13 protein-coding genes and 2 pseudogenes are annotated in these 17,069 nt (G+C 60.2%); 13 read left to right on the forward strand and 2 right to left on the reverse strand.

The genetic code is table 11. The features are described 5' to 3' along the window. The first annotated feature begins 170 nt into the window (after positions 1–170). From CBB63_RS13300 to urtE, 12 genes and pseudogenes are all read left to right on the forward strand, one after another. Entirely contained in the window at positions 171–350 is a 180-nt protein-coding gene (locus CBB63_RS13300; RefSeq protein WP_286699497.1) for a hypothetical protein, read from the forward strand. 8 nt (positions 351–358) lie between these two features. Then, positions 359–562 carry a hypothetical protein gene (locus CBB63_RS13305; RefSeq protein WP_286699498.1) on the forward strand — a complete coding sequence of 68 codons (204 nt, stop codon included), beginning with the start codon at positions 359–361 and terminating at the stop codon, positions 560–562. A gap of 10 nt (positions 563–572) precedes the next feature. Further along, positions 573–974: a DDE-type integrase/transposase/recombinase gene (locus CBB63_RS13310; protein WP_286699499.1), complete on the forward strand. Its 402-nt coding sequence runs from the start codon at positions 573–575 to the stop codon at positions 972–974. A gap of 252 nt (positions 975–1,226) precedes the next feature. Further along, positions 1,227–2,303: pseudogene (locus CBB63_RS13315) on the forward strand (IS110 family RNA-guided transposase). Between the two features lie 390 nt (positions 2,304–2,693). Next, positions 2,694–3,764, forward strand: coding sequence for a malate/lactate/ureidoglycolate dehydrogenase (locus CBB63_RS13320; protein ID WP_286699500.1), 1,071 nt, complete (start codon positions 2,694–2,696; stop codon positions 3,762–3,764). A gap of 165 nt (positions 3,765–3,929) precedes the next feature. Further along, positions 3,930–5,066: a TAXI family TRAP transporter solute-binding subunit gene (locus CBB63_RS13325; RefSeq protein ID WP_286699501.1), complete on the forward strand. Its 1,137-nt coding sequence runs from the start codon at positions 3,930–3,932 to the stop codon at positions 5,064–5,066. Positions 5,067–5,160: 94 nt separating this feature from the next. Continuing rightward, entirely contained in the window at positions 5,161–7,155 is a 1,995-nt protein-coding gene (locus CBB63_RS13330; RefSeq protein WP_286699502.1) for a TRAP transporter permease, read from the forward strand. Between the two features lie 339 nt (positions 7,156–7,494). Further along, entirely contained in the window at positions 7,495–8,787 is a 1,293-nt protein-coding gene (gene urtA / locus CBB63_RS13335) for an urea ABC transporter substrate-binding protein (RefSeq protein WP_286699503.1), read from the forward strand. A gap of 75 nt (positions 8,788–8,862) precedes the next feature. Next, positions 8,863–10,797, forward strand: a complete 1,935-nt coding sequence (gene urtB / locus CBB63_RS13340; protein WP_286699504.1) for an urea ABC transporter permease subunit UrtB — start codon at positions 8,863–8,865, stop codon at positions 10,795–10,797. Positions 10,798–10,800: 3 nt separating this feature from the next. Next, on the forward strand, positions 10,801–11,967 hold the full coding sequence (urtC, locus tag CBB63_RS13345) for an urea ABC transporter permease subunit UrtC (protein ID WP_286699505.1): 1,167 nt from the start codon (positions 10,801–10,803) through the stop codon (positions 11,965–11,967). Continuing rightward, entirely contained in the window at positions 11,964–12,716 is a 753-nt protein-coding gene (gene urtD, locus CBB63_RS13350) for an urea ABC transporter ATP-binding protein UrtD (RefSeq protein WP_286699506.1), read from the forward strand. Before urtC ends, urtD begins: the two co-directional genes overlap by 4 nt. After that, positions 12,709–13,405: pseudogene (gene urtE, locus CBB63_RS13355) on the forward strand (urea ABC transporter ATP-binding subunit UrtE). The gene urtD and the pseudogene urtE overlap by 8 nt, the downstream one beginning before the upstream one ends. On the opposite strand, the gene CBB63_RS13360 reads toward urtE, so the two are convergent. Next, positions 13,402–15,798, reverse strand: a complete 2,397-nt coding sequence (locus CBB63_RS13360; RefSeq protein WP_286699507.1) for a PAS domain-containing sensor histidine kinase — start codon at positions 15,796–15,798, stop codon at positions 13,402–13,404. The pseudogene urtE and the gene CBB63_RS13360 sit on opposite strands and share 4 nt — an antisense overlap. A 258-nt stretch (positions 15,799–16,056) precedes the next feature. Then, entirely contained in the window at positions 16,057–16,317 is a 261-nt protein-coding gene (locus CBB63_RS13365; protein ID WP_286699508.1) for a hypothetical protein, read from the reverse strand. Here CBB63_RS13365 and CBB63_RS13370 point away from each other — a divergent pair. Next, positions 16,295–17,059 (forward strand): mechanosensitive ion channel family protein, encoded by a 765-nt coding sequence (locus CBB63_RS13370; RefSeq protein WP_286699509.1) that lies wholly within the window; start codon positions 16,295–16,297, stop codon positions 17,057–17,059. The two genes, CBB63_RS13365 and CBB63_RS13370, sit on opposite strands and share 23 nt — an antisense overlap. Positions 17,060–17,069 lie beyond the last annotated feature (10 nt).

The following is a 17,069-nucleotide window of genomic DNA, read 5'->3' on the forward strand; positions in this document are numbered from 1 at the left end:
GCTATCGCGCCCGCCTGCGTTTCGTATGAGCCTTGATGCTCGAACACCATCCGGACCGCACGCGCGCGGACTTCTGGCGAGTAGCGATTTGCCATTTTGCTTTTTGTCATAACCATCATCCTTACTTAAGTTGATGGTCTCCGACAAACTCGGGGCGATTCAATCCGACGATGATCCATCAATGGAAGCGTGCTCTACTTGAAGGCGCGTCAGGCGTATTTGAGCGCGGTGGCCGCAAGGCACCGGAAGTCGATGAAGAACAAGTGAAAGACCTGCATGCCAAGATTGGGGAGTTGGCCGTCGCCAACGATTTTTTGGCCAGAAAGCTCAAACCCTGGACCGGCAAGTGAGGCGCAAGATGATTGAGCCTGCCAACGCCAACCTGTCCATCAGCAAGCAATGCAAGCTGTTGTCGATCTCGCGATCATCGTTTGACTATGAGCCCAAGGGCGAAAGTGAAATGAATCTCGATCTGATGCGCGTGATCGACAAGCAGTTCCTTGAGACCCCGTTTTACGGGGTGCGCCAGCCTCTCGGAACATTGCCTGCGGCAATACCCTGACGGCCAGTGGATGACATGGCACCTGCGGAATGACGACCATCTCGTGAACGAGAAGCGGATCAGACAGCTAATGCGGCTGATGGGCCTCATGCCGATCTATCAAAAGCCCAACACAAGCAAAGCCGCGAAGGGGCACAAGATCTACCCCTATCTTCTGCGCGGTCTGCGTGTGGATCGGCCCAATCAGGTCTGGTGCTCGCATATCACCTATCTGCCCATGCGGCGCGGCTTCTTGTATCTCGTGGCGATCATGGACTGGGCCACACGCAAGGTCCTGAGTTGGCGGTTGAGCAACACGATGCACGCGGACTTCTGCGTCGATGCTTTGAACGAAGCCATCGCCACATACGGCCCTCCAGAGATCATGAACACTGATAGTCATATGATGGTAACCAGTTCTCGGGTGGTTTGACTCAAACACCGATCGACCGTTCGCTGGGTTGGTGCCGCTTCGCTTTCCGGTTTGGTTTGACCCAAACAGCGACCGACCAGACACGTGTCTTTCCTTGGACCTGTCGACCGCCCGGGAACGCCTTGCGGTGAGGCTTTGTCTCGAAGATGCCGCGTGACCCAAGAAGGGCCTGACCATTTGGTCTCATGACTGTCCTGTCCGTGCATTTTTGTCGACGAAGCAAGTTTCGTCACTGCCGGAAAGGATGATCCAATGGCAAAACCCAAACAAACTACCCCAGTTGTTGGCGGGGTTGATACGCACAAAGACCTCCATGTCGCAGCTGTTGTCGATGACAACGATCAGGTGCTGGGAACGCAGAGTTTTGCCACAACGCGGCAGGGCTACAAGTTGATGCTGACATGGATGCGCTCATTCGGAGACTTGCAACGGATTGGGGTCGAATGCACCGGTAGCTATGGCGCGGGTCTTTTGCGATATATGCAGGTCGCTGGTGTAGACGTTCTTGAAGTGACCGCACCGGACAAGCAGGATCGTAGACGGCGCGGCAAGAACGATGACTTTGACGCGCAGAGTGCTGCCCATGCGGCCTTCGCGAGGCGGCGCACGGTCACCCCACGCAGCCGGGATGGAATGGTGGAATCCCTGCGTGTACTCAAGGTCTGCCGTAAAACTGCCGTTCAAGCCCGTCGGATCGCATTGCAGATCATCTAGACGACAATTGTCTGCGCCCCTGACCGGCTGCGTGAACTTTTGCGCAACATGACCCGTATGAAGTTGATACGCACCCTGGCAGCTTGGCGTCCGGATTTGACAGGGTATCGCGACGTCGAGGAAGCCTACAAGATCGCGCTTAAATCACTGGCGCGACGCTATCTCGAGCTGCATGATGAAGTTGCGGACCTTGACGATATGATCGAGGCAATCGTCACAGATTTAGCCCCAGAGCTGATTGCACGTAACGGCGTGGGCCTGAACAGCGCTGCACAGTTGTTACTCACGGCAGGTGATAATCCGGAGCGTCTCAGATCCGAAGCCAGCTTTGCTGCCCTATGTGGTGTCAGTCCAGTCCCAGCCTCATCAGGCAAAACAACACGACACCGATTAAACAGAGGTGGTGACCGCGCGGCGAACAGTGCGCTCCACATCATCGCGATAGGAAGGTTGCGGCTTGATCCGAAGACCCAGGAATATGTCTCGCGTCGTATAGCAGAGGGCCATTCCAAACTCGAGGCAATCCGTTGTGTCAAACGATACATTGCACGTGAGATCTTCAACGTCATCGCCCGCCGCAACAAACAAATCAATCAGGCTCAGATCGCCGCTTGACACTTAGAAGGGCGTCCAAGGCAGCCAATACACCAGCAGGGACTGGGCGGCGTTTCTGCGAGCCCACAATATCGAACACGCGATGAGCAGGCGCGGGAATTGCCATGACAATGCGCGCGTCCATTGTCCTCGGACCAATGGCGGACAAAGACTTGCCTGAGAGCTTCTTCAACCTGCTCAAACGGGAACGCAACGGGGAAACCCAAGCTGCCCCGGGCACCATTTAAACTCTCCGTTGAAAACTTCCCCGCCGTAGACGCCCGCATTGGCTCCTTCCGCTTCCGATGACCCTCCGGCTTGCAGTTTCCGCTTCTTGGCGCGAGGCTGCGATCGTGGGCGCTCGCTTTGGGAGAGGCGGCGTGGGCAGCATATTTGGGGGAGGACAGACCGATGGCGGTAGATGCGGAGCGGTTGAGGGAGTTCGCGACGGCTATTCTGGCGCATGCGGGGCAGGATGCCGGGCGGGCGGCGAAGGTTGCGGCGCGGTTGGTGGGGGCTAATCTGGCGGGGCATGACAGTCACGGGGTGGGGATGATACCCGCCTATGTGGACGGTATTCTTGCCGGACAGTTGGACCCTGCGGCCGATATCGAGCTGGTGCAGGACAAGGGGCCGTTCCTCTTGGTCGATGGCCACCGTGGCTTTGGCCATATCGTGGCAGAGCAGGCGATGACGCTGGCGATTGATCGTGCGCAGGCCCACCATTTCGCGATGCTGTCCTTGCGCAACAGCTTCCACCTTGGGCGGTTGGGCGACTGGGGCATCATGGCGGCGGAGGCGGGGTTTATCTGCATCCTTTACGCGAATGTTCAGTCCGCGCGCCCCCTCGTGGCACCGTTCGGCGGTAGTGATGCGCGCTTTGTCACCAATCCTTACTGCACGGCGATACCGGCGACCGAAAAGCATCCGATGTTTGTGCTGGATATGGCGACCAGTACCATCGCCATGGGCAAGGCGCGTGTCGCTCAGCTTAGCGGCAAGCCTGCGCCCGAAGGGGCGTTGATTGATGCGCAGGGCAATGCCACGCGCGATCCGTCGGTGGTATTTGACGGTGCAGGCGGGGCGTTGACGGCCTTCGGGCAGCATAAAGGGTTCGGGCTCGCCTTGCTGGGGGATATCTTAGGTGGATCGTTCAGCGGGGGCGGGGCCTATGCACCCGAGCGCGAGGTGCCCGACCGGATCGAGAACAACATGATGGCGATCTTGATCGATCCGAATGTCTTTGGTCTTGCGCAAAGCTTTGGTGTGGATGTGGACCGCTATACAGATTGGGTAAAAGCATCCCCCGCAGCGCCCGGAACGGCGGGGGTGCAATTCCCCGGCGACCCCGAAAGGCGCAGTACGGCAGAGCGATCGGCCAAGGGTATTCCGCTGGATGCAGGCACATTGGCGCAACTGACGGCGGCGGCGCGAAAGGCGGGTGTTCCCGCGTCAGAACATCTCTGCTCTACCTCTGATTGACGTCACCCTGCGCAATCGCGCCTCTCGCGGTCTTTTGTTGACTCAAGGAAAGGCGCGCTCTTATCCTTTTCCACAGGGCGGAACTACGTTTCACAAGAAAACGGGCCGCTAACCCTGCCGCAGACACGAATGTTCCGTGCCGCAGGATTTTCTGGGAGGAAAGATATGAACGTATTGAAGACGACGGTCGTGGCATTTGGGCTCACGGCTTCCATGGGGTTCGCGCAGGATCTGGACCTGCCGCGTCAACTGAGCTGGACAGCCTATGACACCGGGTCGGCGGGCTATAATCAGGCCGTGGCAATCGGTGCTGCGTTGCAAGATGCCGCGGGGGTGAACCTGCGCGTGCTGCCGGGCAAGAACGACGTGTCGCGCACAGAGCCATTGCGCCAGGGGCGGGTTGAATTCTCGGCCACGGGTGTGGGCGGTAGTTTTATGGCGCAGGAGGGTGTGTTTGATTTCGGGGCCGAAAACTGGGGCCCGCAGCCGATCCGCGTGCTGCTGGCGAACAACGGCGGCGCGATCAACCTCGCGGTCGGTGTCGCGGGCGATCTGGGGATCGAGACCTATGCCGACCTCAAGGGGAAGCGCGTGTCCTATATCGTGGGTGCGCCTGCGTTGAACGTAAACACCGAAGCCTATCTGGCCTATGGCGGACTGACCTGGGACGATGTGGAGCGGGTTGATTTCGGGGGGTTCGGGGCCAGCTGGACCGGCCTGATCGAAGGGCAGGTCGATGCGGCTTTTGCTTCGACCAATTCGGGCAAGGCATATGAGGCCGAAGCGGGGCCGCGCGGGCTGTTCTGGCCGCCGATTGATCCCGACAACACCGAGGGTTTCGCCCGTATGCAGGAGATTGCCCCCTTCTTCACGCTGAACAAAGCCAAGGTCGGGGCCACCATCGACGGGACCGACGGCTATCAGGGCGCGGGCTATGCCTATCCGGTGCTGACCTCGATTGCGGCCACGGACGAAGCGCTGGTCTATAATATGACCAAGGCGATGGTAGAGCTGTTCCCGAAATATGACGGCAATTCCCCCGGCATCGGTGGCTGGGCGCTGGACAAGCAGAACATGGAATGGGTGGTGCCCTACCACGAAGGGGCGATCCGCTATTTCGAAGAAGTGGGCGCTTGGTCTGACACCGCGCAGGCGCATAACGACACACTTGTGAAACGCCAAGAAGCGCTGGCCGCGGCATGGGAAGCGACGAAAGCGTCCAACCCCTCTGACTGGGAAGCCGCCTGGTCCGATGCGCGCCGCAAGGCCTTGGCAGACGGCGGGTTCTCTGTCGTTTTCTGAACCTTTCGAAAGTTCGGGGCGGGCTGGTCATGGTGCCGGCCCGTTCCTGCTGTGCCGCTTACCGGCCCGTACCCCCTAATATGAAAGCGTTTTTATGACCGATCCCGATACATCGCGCGCCCCGCAGCCGAAGTTCGAGGAGGTGGCAATTGACGGAGCCACCCCGGCGGAGCGGATCTCGGGGGTGGCACGTTGGGTCGTGGTGATCACCACGCTGCTGTCGCTGGTGCTGGTGGTCAACCAGCTGTTCAACCTTCAGCTTTTCGGGATTGTGCTGATCGACGGGCGGTATCTGTATATCCTTGGGGGGATGTTCCTGGCGTTGACGTTCCTTATCTTTCAGGCCCGCGGCGGCAAGGGGGGGGAGCCGACACTACTGGACTGGGTGCTGTTTGCCGCTTCGGTCGGGACCACGGGCTATCTGGCGCAGACCGCGCAGCAGAACCTGTCGCAGGGGTGGGAATATGCAGCCCCTGAAACGGCGCAATATGTCTCGGTCATATTCTTCTTTCTGATCCTGGAGGCAACGCGACGGGCAGGGGGGCTGGTGCTGTTCCTGATTGTCACTCTCTTTGCGTTCTATCCAACCTTCGCGGGCCACGTGCCGGACCCGTTTTCGGGCTTTCAAAGCACGTTTCTGCAAACGGTGCCCTACCATATCTATTCCGCCGAAAGCTCTTTCGGCATTCCGATGAAGGCGTTCGGCGGTGTTGTCATCGGCTTCATCCTGTTCGGCGCGGTGCTGCAACGGACAGGCGGCGGGCAGTTTTTCAACGATCTGGCGCTTGGGCTTGTGGGCGGCTACCGCGGGGGGGCGGCGAAGGTCTCTATCTTTGCCAGCGGCTTTATGGGATCGATGTCCGGCTCTGTCATTTCGAATGTTTTGACCACGGGGGCGGTGTCGATCCCCGCGATGCGCAAGACCGGGTTCTCGGCCAAGACCGCCGCCGCGACAGAGGCCTGCGCCTCGACTGGCGGGGGATTGATGCCGCCGATCATGGGGGCGACGGCCTTTGTCATGGCGTCCTTCCTGTCACGCCCCTATGTCGAAATCGCGCTGGCCGCCGCCATTCCGAGCATTCTGTTCTACTGGGGGCTGTTTGCCCAGATCGACGCCTATTCCGCGAAACGCGGGCTGCGCGGATTGCCCAAGCCCGACCTGCCACGGCTGCGACAGGTGATGATCGAAGGCTGGCCCTATATCTTCGTCTTCGCGCTGCTGCTGTATATGATGATCGGGCTGCGGCAGGAATCCTCTGCGCCCTTCTATGCAACCGCGTTGCTGTTGGTGGTGAACCAGTTCCGCGCCAGCCATCGTCTGAACCTGAGCCGCCTTGGCAATATGATCGTCGGTGTCGGCATGGGGCTGTCAGAACTGACCGCGATCCTGCTGGGGGTCGGGCTGATCGTAGGGTCGTTCTCGGCTACGGGGCTGGCGGGCACATTGGTGAACGAGCTGGTATTTCTTGCCGGCGACAGCACGTTGATCCTGTTGCTGATGGGGGCGATCACCGCCTTTATCTTTGGCATGGGGATGACGGTGACCGCCTGCTATATCTTCCTTGCGGTGGTGCTGGCCCCCGCGCTTGAGGCAGGCGGGCTGAACCAACTGGCAGTGCATCTGTTCATTCTCTACTGGGGCATGGTCAGCTATATCACACCTCCGGTAGCGCTTGGGGCTTTTGCGGCCTCGACCATGGCGGGGTCCAACCCGATTGCCACGGGGTTCGAGGCGATGCGCCTTGGCGGTGTGATCTATATCGCGCCCTTCTTCTTTGTGCTGAACCCTGCGTTGATTGGTCAGGCCCCCGCGTGGGAGGTCGTCGTCGCGCTGAGCTGTGCGATGATCGGGGTGACCCTGATCTCGGCGGCGCTGCAGGGTTACATCAGCCTTGTCGGCCCGATTGAAGGCCGTGGGGCGCTACCGATGCGGGTGGCGCTGTTCTTTGGCGGNGTNCTGATCGCCATGCCGCAGAACGATCTGGCCGGTTTGGGCTACAGCCTGTCCTTNCTCATCGGGGNCGCCCTTTGTGCNCTGCCNATGTTGCGGGCGTGGCAGGCGACCTCCGCCGCNCGCGTCACCCCCTAAGGCGAAGATGCCGGTGCGCGCTTGTCGCGCGCCTTTCCCCGCAGCCGTGTGCCTGCCGGTTACATTTTAGGCGATCNCGATCTTTGGTGCCAAAAAANGAGGCGCGGCTAGGGGTGTGTCCTGCGACATGCCATTTTTTCTAGCGACTCCGCCACTGNCCTAGGCATCTTGGCCTTGTGCCGACACAGGCAACACCGTCGCACGGCNAGCGATCCTGGCAGATGTAACAAGCCATGCGACGATCACAACAATANGCTGCGCCTCCTGTCTAACGTGCTTGGGGGCCCCGGAAAAGTGCGTTCTGACGCGCGGGGTAGCAGCGCCAACAGGGGATAGAAGATGACAACATTCACCAAACTCGCCGCCTGCGCGACCGCCGCATTGATGGGCTCCACCTCGCTGGTGATGGCGCAGGACTGTGCCGATCCGGTCAAGGTCGGCGTGCTGCACTCGCTGTCGGGGACCATGGCGATTTCCGAGACGACGNTGAAAGACACCATGCTGATGTTGATCGACGCNCAGAACGAAAAGGGTGGCGTATTGGGCTGCGAGATCGAGGCGGTCGTGGTTGACCCTGCCTCCGACTGGCCNTTGTTCGCAGAGAAGGCGCGCGAGCTGCTGACCGTGAACGAGGTCGACGTGATCTTTGGCAACTGGACCTCNGTGTCGCGCAAATCCGTGCTGCCCGTGATCGAAGANCTGAACGGCCTGCTGTTCTACCCCGTGCAATACGAGGGCGAGGAATCATCCAAGAACGTGTTCTACACAGGTGCCGCGCCCAACCAGCAGGCGATCCCTGCGGTTGATTACTTCCTCGAAGAGCTGGGGGTCGAGAAATTCGCCCTGCTCGGGACCGACTATGTCTANCCGCGTACCACCAATAACATTCTGAAATCCTATCTGATGTCCAAAGGCATTGCCGAAGAAGACATCTTTGTGAACTACACCCCGTTTGGCCATTCCGATTGGGCCACGATCGTNGGCGATGTCGTGGCACTGGGNCAGGACGGCAAGCAGGTGGGCGTTGTGTCGACCATCAANGGTGACGCGAACATCGGTTTCTACAAAGAGCTCGCCGCGGCGGANGTGTCGGCGGATGATATCCCCGTCGTTGCCTTCTCGGTGGGCGAGGAAGAGCTGTCGGGNCTCGATACATCGAACCTTGTCGGGCATNTGGCGGCGTGGAACTACTTTATGTCCGCAGACACCCCTGCAAACGCTGAATTCATCGAACAGTGGAAAACATCCATCGGCGACGACAAACGCGTGACCAATGACCCGATGGAGGCGCATTACATCGGCTTCAACATGTGGGTGAATGCGGTTGAACAGGCTGGCACCACCGATGTCGATGCCGTGCGCAGNGCGATGTACGGGCAGACCTTCCCGAACCTGACCGGCGGCACCGCCGAGATGCTGGTGAACCACCACCTGTCCAAACCCGTGCTGATCGGCGAGATCACGGCNGACGGTCAGTTCGACATCATCAGCCAGACCGATCCGGTGCCCGGNGATGCCTGGACAGACTTCCTGCCCGAAAGCGCTGTGCTGACCTCCGATTGGAAAGATCTGGAATGCGGNATGTACAACACCGAAACGGAAACNTGCGTTCAGCTGACCTCTAACTACTGATCCTGAACGCCGGGGCGGGCAGGCTGACTGGCCGCCCCATCACCTTATTTCCCAGACTTACCACAAGGGTTCCCTATGTTCCGCCACCTGTTAATGCTCCTCTGTTGGGTGGGCATCGTGGGAACGGCACAGGCGCAAGATTTGCAGCCCGTGCTTCAAGCTCATGCCGATGAAATTGCCAAACCCTCGCGCAGCTCTGTCTCTGTCGCGCTGGATGATCTGGTTGCCTCCGGTGCGCCGCAGGTCAGCGCGTTTCTTGAACGCTGGCAGGACAAAGGGGTCTGGCAACGCGACGCGGATGGTGTGTTCTTTTTCGGCACCGAGACAGGCGACACGCTGGCCTTGCGCGATATCGACAGCGATGCGGAAAGCACGGCACCGGCAAGCGGGTTTTCGCAGCTGAAACCCAATGGCGGAGTGCGCCGCCTGATCGGCACCGCGCTTGTNCAGTTCCAACTGACCGACCCTGATCTTGCACGCCGTCAAAGTGCCGTCGATTCCATCGCCCGCCGCCCNGAGGCGGACCAACTGGCCCCCCTGCGCGCCTCGATNGAGGCAGAGACAGACGCGGCGCTGAAGGCCCGCAAGATCCAGCTGGCTAACTTCCTCTCTGCCAGTTTTGGCGACACAGCCGCCGACCGTATCGCGGCGATCACATCAATGGCNAGCGATACCTCGATCGAGGCGCGGGCGGTGATGAACCAGATTCTATCGACCAAAACNGCGACNCNGTCTGAAACACCCANCGGCAACGTCGCGCGGGTGCTGACACCNGGGGAGGATATNTCNCNCGATGCGGCCTATGCGCAGCTTGTGGCGGCTGATCTGGCCCCTTCGCCTGTGCCCCCCGCCGCGATCCGCGACGCTTTGGCGGCGAACGTTGTCAACGGGCGTGTGGGTGGTTTCCCGACCGCGCGGCTGAATACCGATGCGGCGCGTGCGACGGCCTATGCCGCACTCGCCGCTGCGGGCACCGTGCCGCCGCTGGTGACTGCGCGGGACCAGCAAGATGCCATCGCGGGCATGACGTTCTACGAGGTGTATGACGAGCCCGACAGCGCCGTCACAGACGCCGCGCGGGCCACGCTCGACAGCATCGAGACCCGCGTCGCCGCCGCGCAAACCGTTGACCTGACGCTGGACGCGCTGTCGCTCGCGTCGATCTATTTCCTTGCTGCTATCGGCCTTGCCATCACCTTTGGCGTCATGGGGGTCATCAACATGGCCCATGGCGAGTTTATCATGATGGGGGCCTATACCGGCTATGTCGTGCAGCTGTTCGTGCCCGACTACACGCTGTCGATCATCATCGCCCTGCCACTGGCCTTTGCGGTCACATTTGCCGCCGGTGTGGTGATGGAGCGGTTGGTGATCCGGCACCTCTACCACCGTCCGCTNGAGACGNTGCTGGCGACTTTCGGCATCTCTATCGCGNTGCAGCAACTGGCCAAGAACATCTTTGGCACGCAGGCACGCCCGCTGACCTCTCCGGCTTGGCTGGACGGGGCTTGGGTGATCTCGGATGTGATCCAGATCAGCTATATCCGCATCGCGATCTTCGTGCTGGCGCTGCTGTTCCTGGGGCTGATCCTGTTTGTGCTCAAACGCACCCGACTGGGGCTAGAGGTGCGCGCCGTGACGCAGAACCCCGGTATGGCGGCCAGTATGGGTATTAACCCCGACCGCATCAACATGATGACCTTTGGCCTTGGCTCGGGCATCGCGGGGATCGCGGGGGTGGCCATCGGGCTTTATGCCAAGGTCACNTCCGAGATGGGGGCCGATTACATCGTGCAATCCTTCATGACCGTGGTNGTGGGCGGCGTTGGTAACGTCTGGGGCACGCTGGCCGGGGCCTCGCTCATCGGGTTCCTGCAAAAGGGGATCGAATGGTTCAACCCGTCCAATACCCTCGCGGCACAGACCTATATGGTGCTTTTCATCATCCTGTTCATTCAATTCCGTCCCAAGGGCATCGTTGCCCAAAAGGGTCGGGCAGCGGCGGATTGATCCATGCGTAAAACATTCCTTTCCGAAAACCCTTCCGTCCTGTGGTTCATCGCGCTGTTGGGGCTGTTTACCCTCGCGGTCGNCATCGGGTCAGAGGCGACAGGCACGGGCCTGATCTCTACCTCTATGGTCAAGACATTGGGCAAAACGCTGTGCCTGTGTCTGATCGCCATCGCGATGGATGTGGTCTGGGGCTACTGCGGCATCCTGAGCCTCGGGCATTTCGCCTTCTTNGGCATCGGCGGCTATGCCATCGGCATGTGGCTGATGTATGCGCGGACCGAAGGCATCGTCTTGTCGAGCCTTGAAGGTCAGGTGATCCCGCCCACNCCGCAAGAGGTGCAGGACGCCATCGGNAACCAGATCTTCGGCGTCGTTGGCAGCTCTGACTTTCCGTGGCTCTGGGCCTTCTCCGACAGTCTGTTCCTGCAACTGCTGATGGTGGTGATCGTGCCGGGGCTGCTGGCGCTGGTCTTTGGCTGGCTGGCGTTCCGCAGCCGTGTCACGGGCGTTTACCTGTCGATCCTGACGCAGGCGATGACGNTGGCGCTGTCGCTGTGNCTGTTCCAGAACGACAGNGGNCTGCGCGGCAACAACGGGCTTTCCGGTTTGCAGAATATTCCGGGGTACGAAGACACCTCGCAGGCGACCATNAGCCTTGTGTTCTTTATGGGGTCGGCGCTGGCACTGGCGCTTGGGTATATCCTGTTTGCATGGGTGGTNTCGGGCAAGATGGGCAGCGTGGTGCAAGGCATCCGCGATAACGAGGCCCGCGTCCGCTTCCTTGGCTACCGNGTGGANCGCTACAAGCTGTTCATCTTTACCCTGACCGCCGTGATCGCCGGTATCGCCGGGGCGCTTTATTACCCGCAGGCGGGTATCATCAACCCGGCAGAGATCGCGCCGATTGCATCGATCTATCTGGCGGTCTGGGTCGCGATTGGCGGGCGCGGGCGGCTTTACGGCGCGGTGATCGGGGCGGCATTCGTATCCTTGCTGTCCAGCTGGTTCACAGGNGGCGGTGCCCCTGCCATNNANCTNGGGTTCTATACGATCCTATGGACCGACTGGTGGCTGGTNCTGCTTGGCGTATCCTTTGTTTGCGTCACCTTGTTCTTCCCCAAGGGGATCGGCGGCCTGTTTGATTATCTGGTGAGGAAACCGTCATGAACGATACCCTGTTAGAAGTCTCCGGCGTGTCGAAATCCTTTGACGGGTTCAAGGCGATCAACAACCTCTCGATCCAGATCGCAGAGCCGGAACTGCGCGCTGTGATCGGGCCGAACGGGGCGGGCAAGACCACCTTTATGGACATCATCACCGGCAANACGCGCCCCGACAGCGGCCATGTCGTCTGGGGGGAGCGGAATATATCGCTGCTNGGTATGTCAGAGGCGGATATCGCGAACGAAGGGGTGGGGCGCAAGTTTCAGAAACCCACCGTGTTCGAGGCGCAGACCGTGCGGCAGAACCTTGCNATGGCGCTGAAGAACCCGCGNGGGCCGCTGGCCGTCCTGCTGCACCGCAANACNCCGTCCAACGCNGCGCGGATCGAAGGCATCGCGGCAGAGATCGGCCTGACCGANAGCCTGACCCGCATCGCNGGAGAGTTGAGCCACGGCCAGAANCAATGGCTNGAGATCGGCATGCTGCTGGCGCAGGAGCCGCGTCTGCTGCTGGTCGACGAACCCGCCGCCGGCATGACGGTAGAGGAACGCGAAAAGACCACCGATATTCTGAAACGTGCNGCCAAGACCCGCGCCGTGGTAGTGGTNGAACATGACATGGAATTCGTGCGCAGGCTCGACTGCAAGGTCACGGTGCTGCACGAAGGATCGGTGCTGGCCGAAGGCAGTCTTGACCACGTGACATCCAACCCGAAAGTGATCGAAGTTTATCTGGGGCGCGGCCATGCTTGAAGTTGAAAATCTGGACCTGCACTATGGTCAAAGCCGCATTCTTTACGAGGTGTCCTTTCAGGCGCCCAAGGGGCAGATCACGACCTTGATNGGCAACAACGGGGTGGGCAAGACNTCNACNCTCAANGCGATTGCCGGGCGGCATCCGGCNTCTGGCGGGCACGATNACNGTTGANGGNACNCCNGTGCGTTTGACCACGGCCTTTCAGGCGGCGAATGCGGGCATTGCCTATGTGCCGCAGGGGCGCGAGGTTTTCCCGATGATGACGGTAGAGGAGAACCTAGAGACGGGGTTTGCCTGCCTGCCCAAGGCCGACCACCACATCCCAGATCACATCTACGATCTGTTCCCTGTCTTGCGGGATATGAAGGCGCGGCGCGGGGGGGATCTGTCGGGCGGGCAGCAGCAGCAGCTTGCCATCGCACGGGCGCTGATCACGCGACCGCGGGTCTTGTTGCTGGACGAACCGACTGAAGGCATCCAGCCCAATGTGATCCAGCAGATCGGGGATGCGCTGCGGTTGCTGCGCACCCAAGGCGAGATNGCAATTGTATTGGTCGAACAGAATGCCGATTTCGCCTATGCGCTGGGCGACAGCTTTATCGTGGTCGAAGGCGGGCGCAACGGGCCGCGTAAGCTGAAGGCCGATTACACCAAGGANATGNTGATCGCCGATCTGGCGCTTTAGGCCACCATCGCCACGTCGGGGTCTTCGGTCGAGGGGCAGGTGAACCAGAATACGGTTTCCTCCCCCGGCACACTGTCGAACCCGATTTCCCCGCCCATGGCCTCTACCAGATGGCGCGAGATATTGAGCCCAAGCCCGGTGCCACCGCGNTGTCGCGTGTTCGATGCCTCGGCCTGCGAGAACGGCTGGAAGATGCGTTCGCGGAACTCCTCCGAAATGCCGTTACCCAGATTGGTGACAGAGATTTTGGTCATGTCGCCCACNGGCGCTGTGGTCACTGTCACNGCGGTTTCNGGGTAGGCGAACTTGCAGGCNTTGGACAAGAGGTTGGTCAGCACCTGCATNATCCGGTTCTTGTCGGTCAGCACGTGGTGATCGGGATCNGGCGTGTCTACGTCGATCTCGACNTTCCATTCGCTGGCATAAGGCTCTACCTGCTCGGCGGCGAGGGTGACGATATCGCCCAGCTTCTCCGGTTTNGGNACAACGGTCATGCTGCCTGCGTTGATCTTTTCCATGTCCAGAATGTCATTTACCAGCGCGACAAGCCGGTCGCAGTTGGCCGTGGCGATCTGCACCAGACGCACCGCGCCGGCATCCGGATCGTCCTGTGTCTGGGCCTCAAGCAGCCCCAACGCCCCCTTGATAGAGGTCAGCGGCGTGCGCAGTTCGTGGCTGACGGTGGCGACAAAGTCGTGCTTCATCTGTTCAAGTTTGTTGCTTTCGGTGATGTCGATCTGAATACCCAGCATCCGCAGGGCGCGCCCGTTCTTCGCCCGCTCTACCACGACCGCATCCGATTTGATCCAGCGCCAGTTGTCCTGACCGACGCGGATGCGAAAGCGGGCCTCGGCGCGGTCGGTCATCCCGTTCAGACAGGCGAGTTCGATCTTCTTGACCACCGCCGCATCATCGNGATGCACATGCTGCATCTTNTCNTAATAGGGGTTCTGACAGGCGGGGTCAGCGGGGTGGTGCATGATGTCGCGCCATGTGTCCGACACNACAGATGTGCCATTTTCCAGATCAATGTCNAAGACCCCGATATGCGCACTGCTGAGCGCGAGGCTCCACCGTTGTTCGGTTTCCGCNATCTTGAGCGTGCGGCGTTCGCTGTCGGTGATATCGCGCAGCATCAAGGTGATACGGGTCTCTGCGTCGGCGGTAAGCCAGGTGTTCTTCTCGACCTCAAGTGTGCGGGGTTCTGTCGTACCTTTGTGGGGCGGCACCACGACTTTCACACCGCCGTCGGCACGGTGGATGTCGACCTCGGACAGCAGGTCTTGCACGAAGTCGCCCGTCGCGTCCTTGCGGTGCCCGGCCGCGATCAGATGCTGTCGCGCGGCATCGTTCAGATGCAGGATTTCCCCCGATTGCCGGACCGAGATAATCGGCAGCATCGCGTTTTCGAGGATCGAGCGTTTCTCTTGGTGTTGCGTCTCAAGCTCGCGGGTTTTGTCGGCTACCGTCTGGTTGATTGTCAGATTACGTTTCAGGATCACCGACTGGATTATCAGGATCAGCGCCGTGATGGTCAGCGACAGCGCCAGCACGATCCATTTGGCGTTGTTCGGTTGCGCGGCCTCGAACGCCGGGGTGCTGGCCCAGTGCAGGGTCATGCGTTGGCCATAGCCCGTATGGTTACGCGAAAATTCAAAGGCCGGGGCGGGGGCATCGCTGGCGACGGTCGGGTGGTGCTGGAACGGGGTGCCATTCTCATCATAGAAGGACACATCCAGCGTGATGAGGTCATTTTGCGCGGCGAAGAGATCGCTAAAGATTTCGTCCACATCGACCATCGCAAAGGCGACGCCCAGAAACGCCGCATCAGGATCGCGGGTGCCGTCAGAAGCGGCGGCAGGGCGGAAAATCGGTTTGATCAGCAGGGCGTGGCAGTTTTCACCGTGGAGCGCAGGGGTTGTCGAAAGCGTGTCGCCGCTTGCATAGGTGGCGAGGGCCGTGGCCAGAAGATCTGCGTTGCTTGAAAACTTTGTCCCGACCATACCGACGAAATCTTGTGACGGCGTGGCGCGCTGGATCACGAAATCCTTCAGCGTGCCGTCGGTTTCGTCATACACAGGGACGGCAAAGCCGATGGCGTCCAGCACGTAGGAACCGTCTGCAATATGGACCGACGTGGCGTAGGTCTCCATATCCTGCGCCGTCACCTTGTCAGAGGCAGCGACAAAGCCCGCGACACCGTCGAGCGTCCTGCCGTATTCGTCGGCGCGCCGCCCCATTGACGACAACCCTTGGCTGACCAACGCGTGAAACCTGTCCTGCGCTTGGACCTGCACAGTATTGCCCGCCACAAAGAAGAACAAAAAGGAAAGCCCGATGCAGACGCAAAGGGTAAACAGTTGGAAGTAGGCTAGCTTGCGCGGAATTGTCATCGTTGCCCTGTCACTCAGTCCTGCACAGAGGGTNGTACGCTCTGCATCNCTNGAATTTCTCTGCCATCGTTAATGGTTTCTGAAACTGGCGGAATTATGGCGCTGTTGCTCATTTCACACAAAGCGCTTGCGGCCTTGGACGTGTTTGCAGCGCATATACCAAGGGTGTTTCGGGAACCCGCCGCTGTTTCGGGTCGTTTGTCTTGGGGATGTGATCAAATAGCCACGTGAGAACGGGCCTTTTGTGCTCCCGCTGATTCAGTAACGAGTAAGGAAGAACCCATGGAAGAAGTCGACGCCAACCCCGGCCTGATTTTCGATAAACTTGACGGCTGGTTGGACGGCTTTTTCAGATTGCTCCCGAATATCGGCGTTGCGCTGGTTGTGGCCGTGGTGTTCTGGTTTCTGGTTTCTGGGAATGGGCATCGGCGCGCTGATCCGCAAATCTGCCGGGCGCCGCGGACGCGAGAATTTGGGCAACGTGGGCGGGTCGCTGATGCGGTGGGCCGTGACGATCATCGGCTTCATGCTGGCGGTGACCATCGTCGCCCCGACGGTCACACCGGGGGATCTGATTGCCGGGTTGGGCGTGAGCTCTGTCGCGATCGGCTTCGCGTTCAAGGATATTTTGCAGAACATGCTGGCAGGTATCCTGATCCTGCTGCGTCAGCCCTTTGAAGTCGGCGACCAGATCGTGTCGGGCGGGCATGAGGGCACGGTCGAAAAGATCGAGACCCGCGCCACGATGATCAAGACCTACGACGGTCGCCGCGTGGTGATCCCGAATTCGGACATCTATACAGATAGCGTGGTGGTCAATACCGCCTTTGACACGCGCCGGTCGGAATATGACATCGGCATTGGCTGCAGCGACGATTGGGACACCGCGCGCAAGGTCATGCAGGATGCCTGCGCCAGCGTCGAGGGTGTAGAGACCGACCCAGCCCCCGAAACGATACCGGTCGAACTGGGCGATTCCGCCAACATCGTCCGCTTGCGGTGGTGGACGAAGTCGGACCGTGCGTCGCAGATCCATACCTTCGGGGCAGTGCTGCAGGCCGTCTATAAAGCGCTGGATGAAAAGGGGATCGATATGCCCTATCCGACGCAGGTGCATCTGTTCCACGACCAGACCGAAGCGACCGACGGCGACCGCCGCGCGCAGCGCGAGGGGTGGCCCGCGGGCGAGGGCGACGTGCCGAAATCGCGTGCGCATCAACGCGACGAGAAAGAAGAGAAAGCGCGTCAATCCGACGCCTGATCTATCCAGA

Source organism: Sulfitobacter sp. TMED3 (genome assembly GCF_002167505.1).
In the GTDB taxonomy this organism is placed as follows: Bacteria; Pseudomonadota; Alphaproteobacteria; order Rhodobacterales; family Rhodobacteraceae; genus Sulfitobacter; species Sulfitobacter pontiacus.

Coding starts and splice junctions, on each gene's coding strand:
- CBB63_RS13300 (WP_286699497.1), top strand. CDS start 171: ATGATCCATCAATGGAAGCGTGCTCTACTTGAAGGCGCGTCAGGCGTA.
- CBB63_RS13305 (WP_286699498.1), top strand. CDS start 359: ATGATTGAGCCTGCCAACGCCAACCTGTCCATCAGCAAGCAATGCAAG.
- CBB63_RS13310 (WP_286699499.1), top strand. CDS start 573: ATGACATGGCACCTGCGGAATGACGACCATCTCGTGAACGAGAAGCGG.
- CBB63_RS13320 (WP_286699500.1), top strand. CDS start 2,694: ATGGCGGTAGATGCGGAGCGGTTGAGGGAGTTCGCGACGGCTATTCTG.
- CBB63_RS13325 (WP_286699501.1), top strand. CDS start 3,930: ATGAACGTATTGAAGACGACGGTCGTGGCATTTGGGCTCACGGCTTCC.
- CBB63_RS13370 (WP_286699509.1), top strand. CDS start 16,295: ATGCGGTGGGCCGTGACGATCATCGGCTTCATGCTGGCGGTGACCATC.
- CBB63_RS13365 (WP_286699508.1), bottom strand. CDS start 16,317: ATGATCGTCACGGCCCACCGCATCAGCGACCCGCCCACGTTGCCCAAA.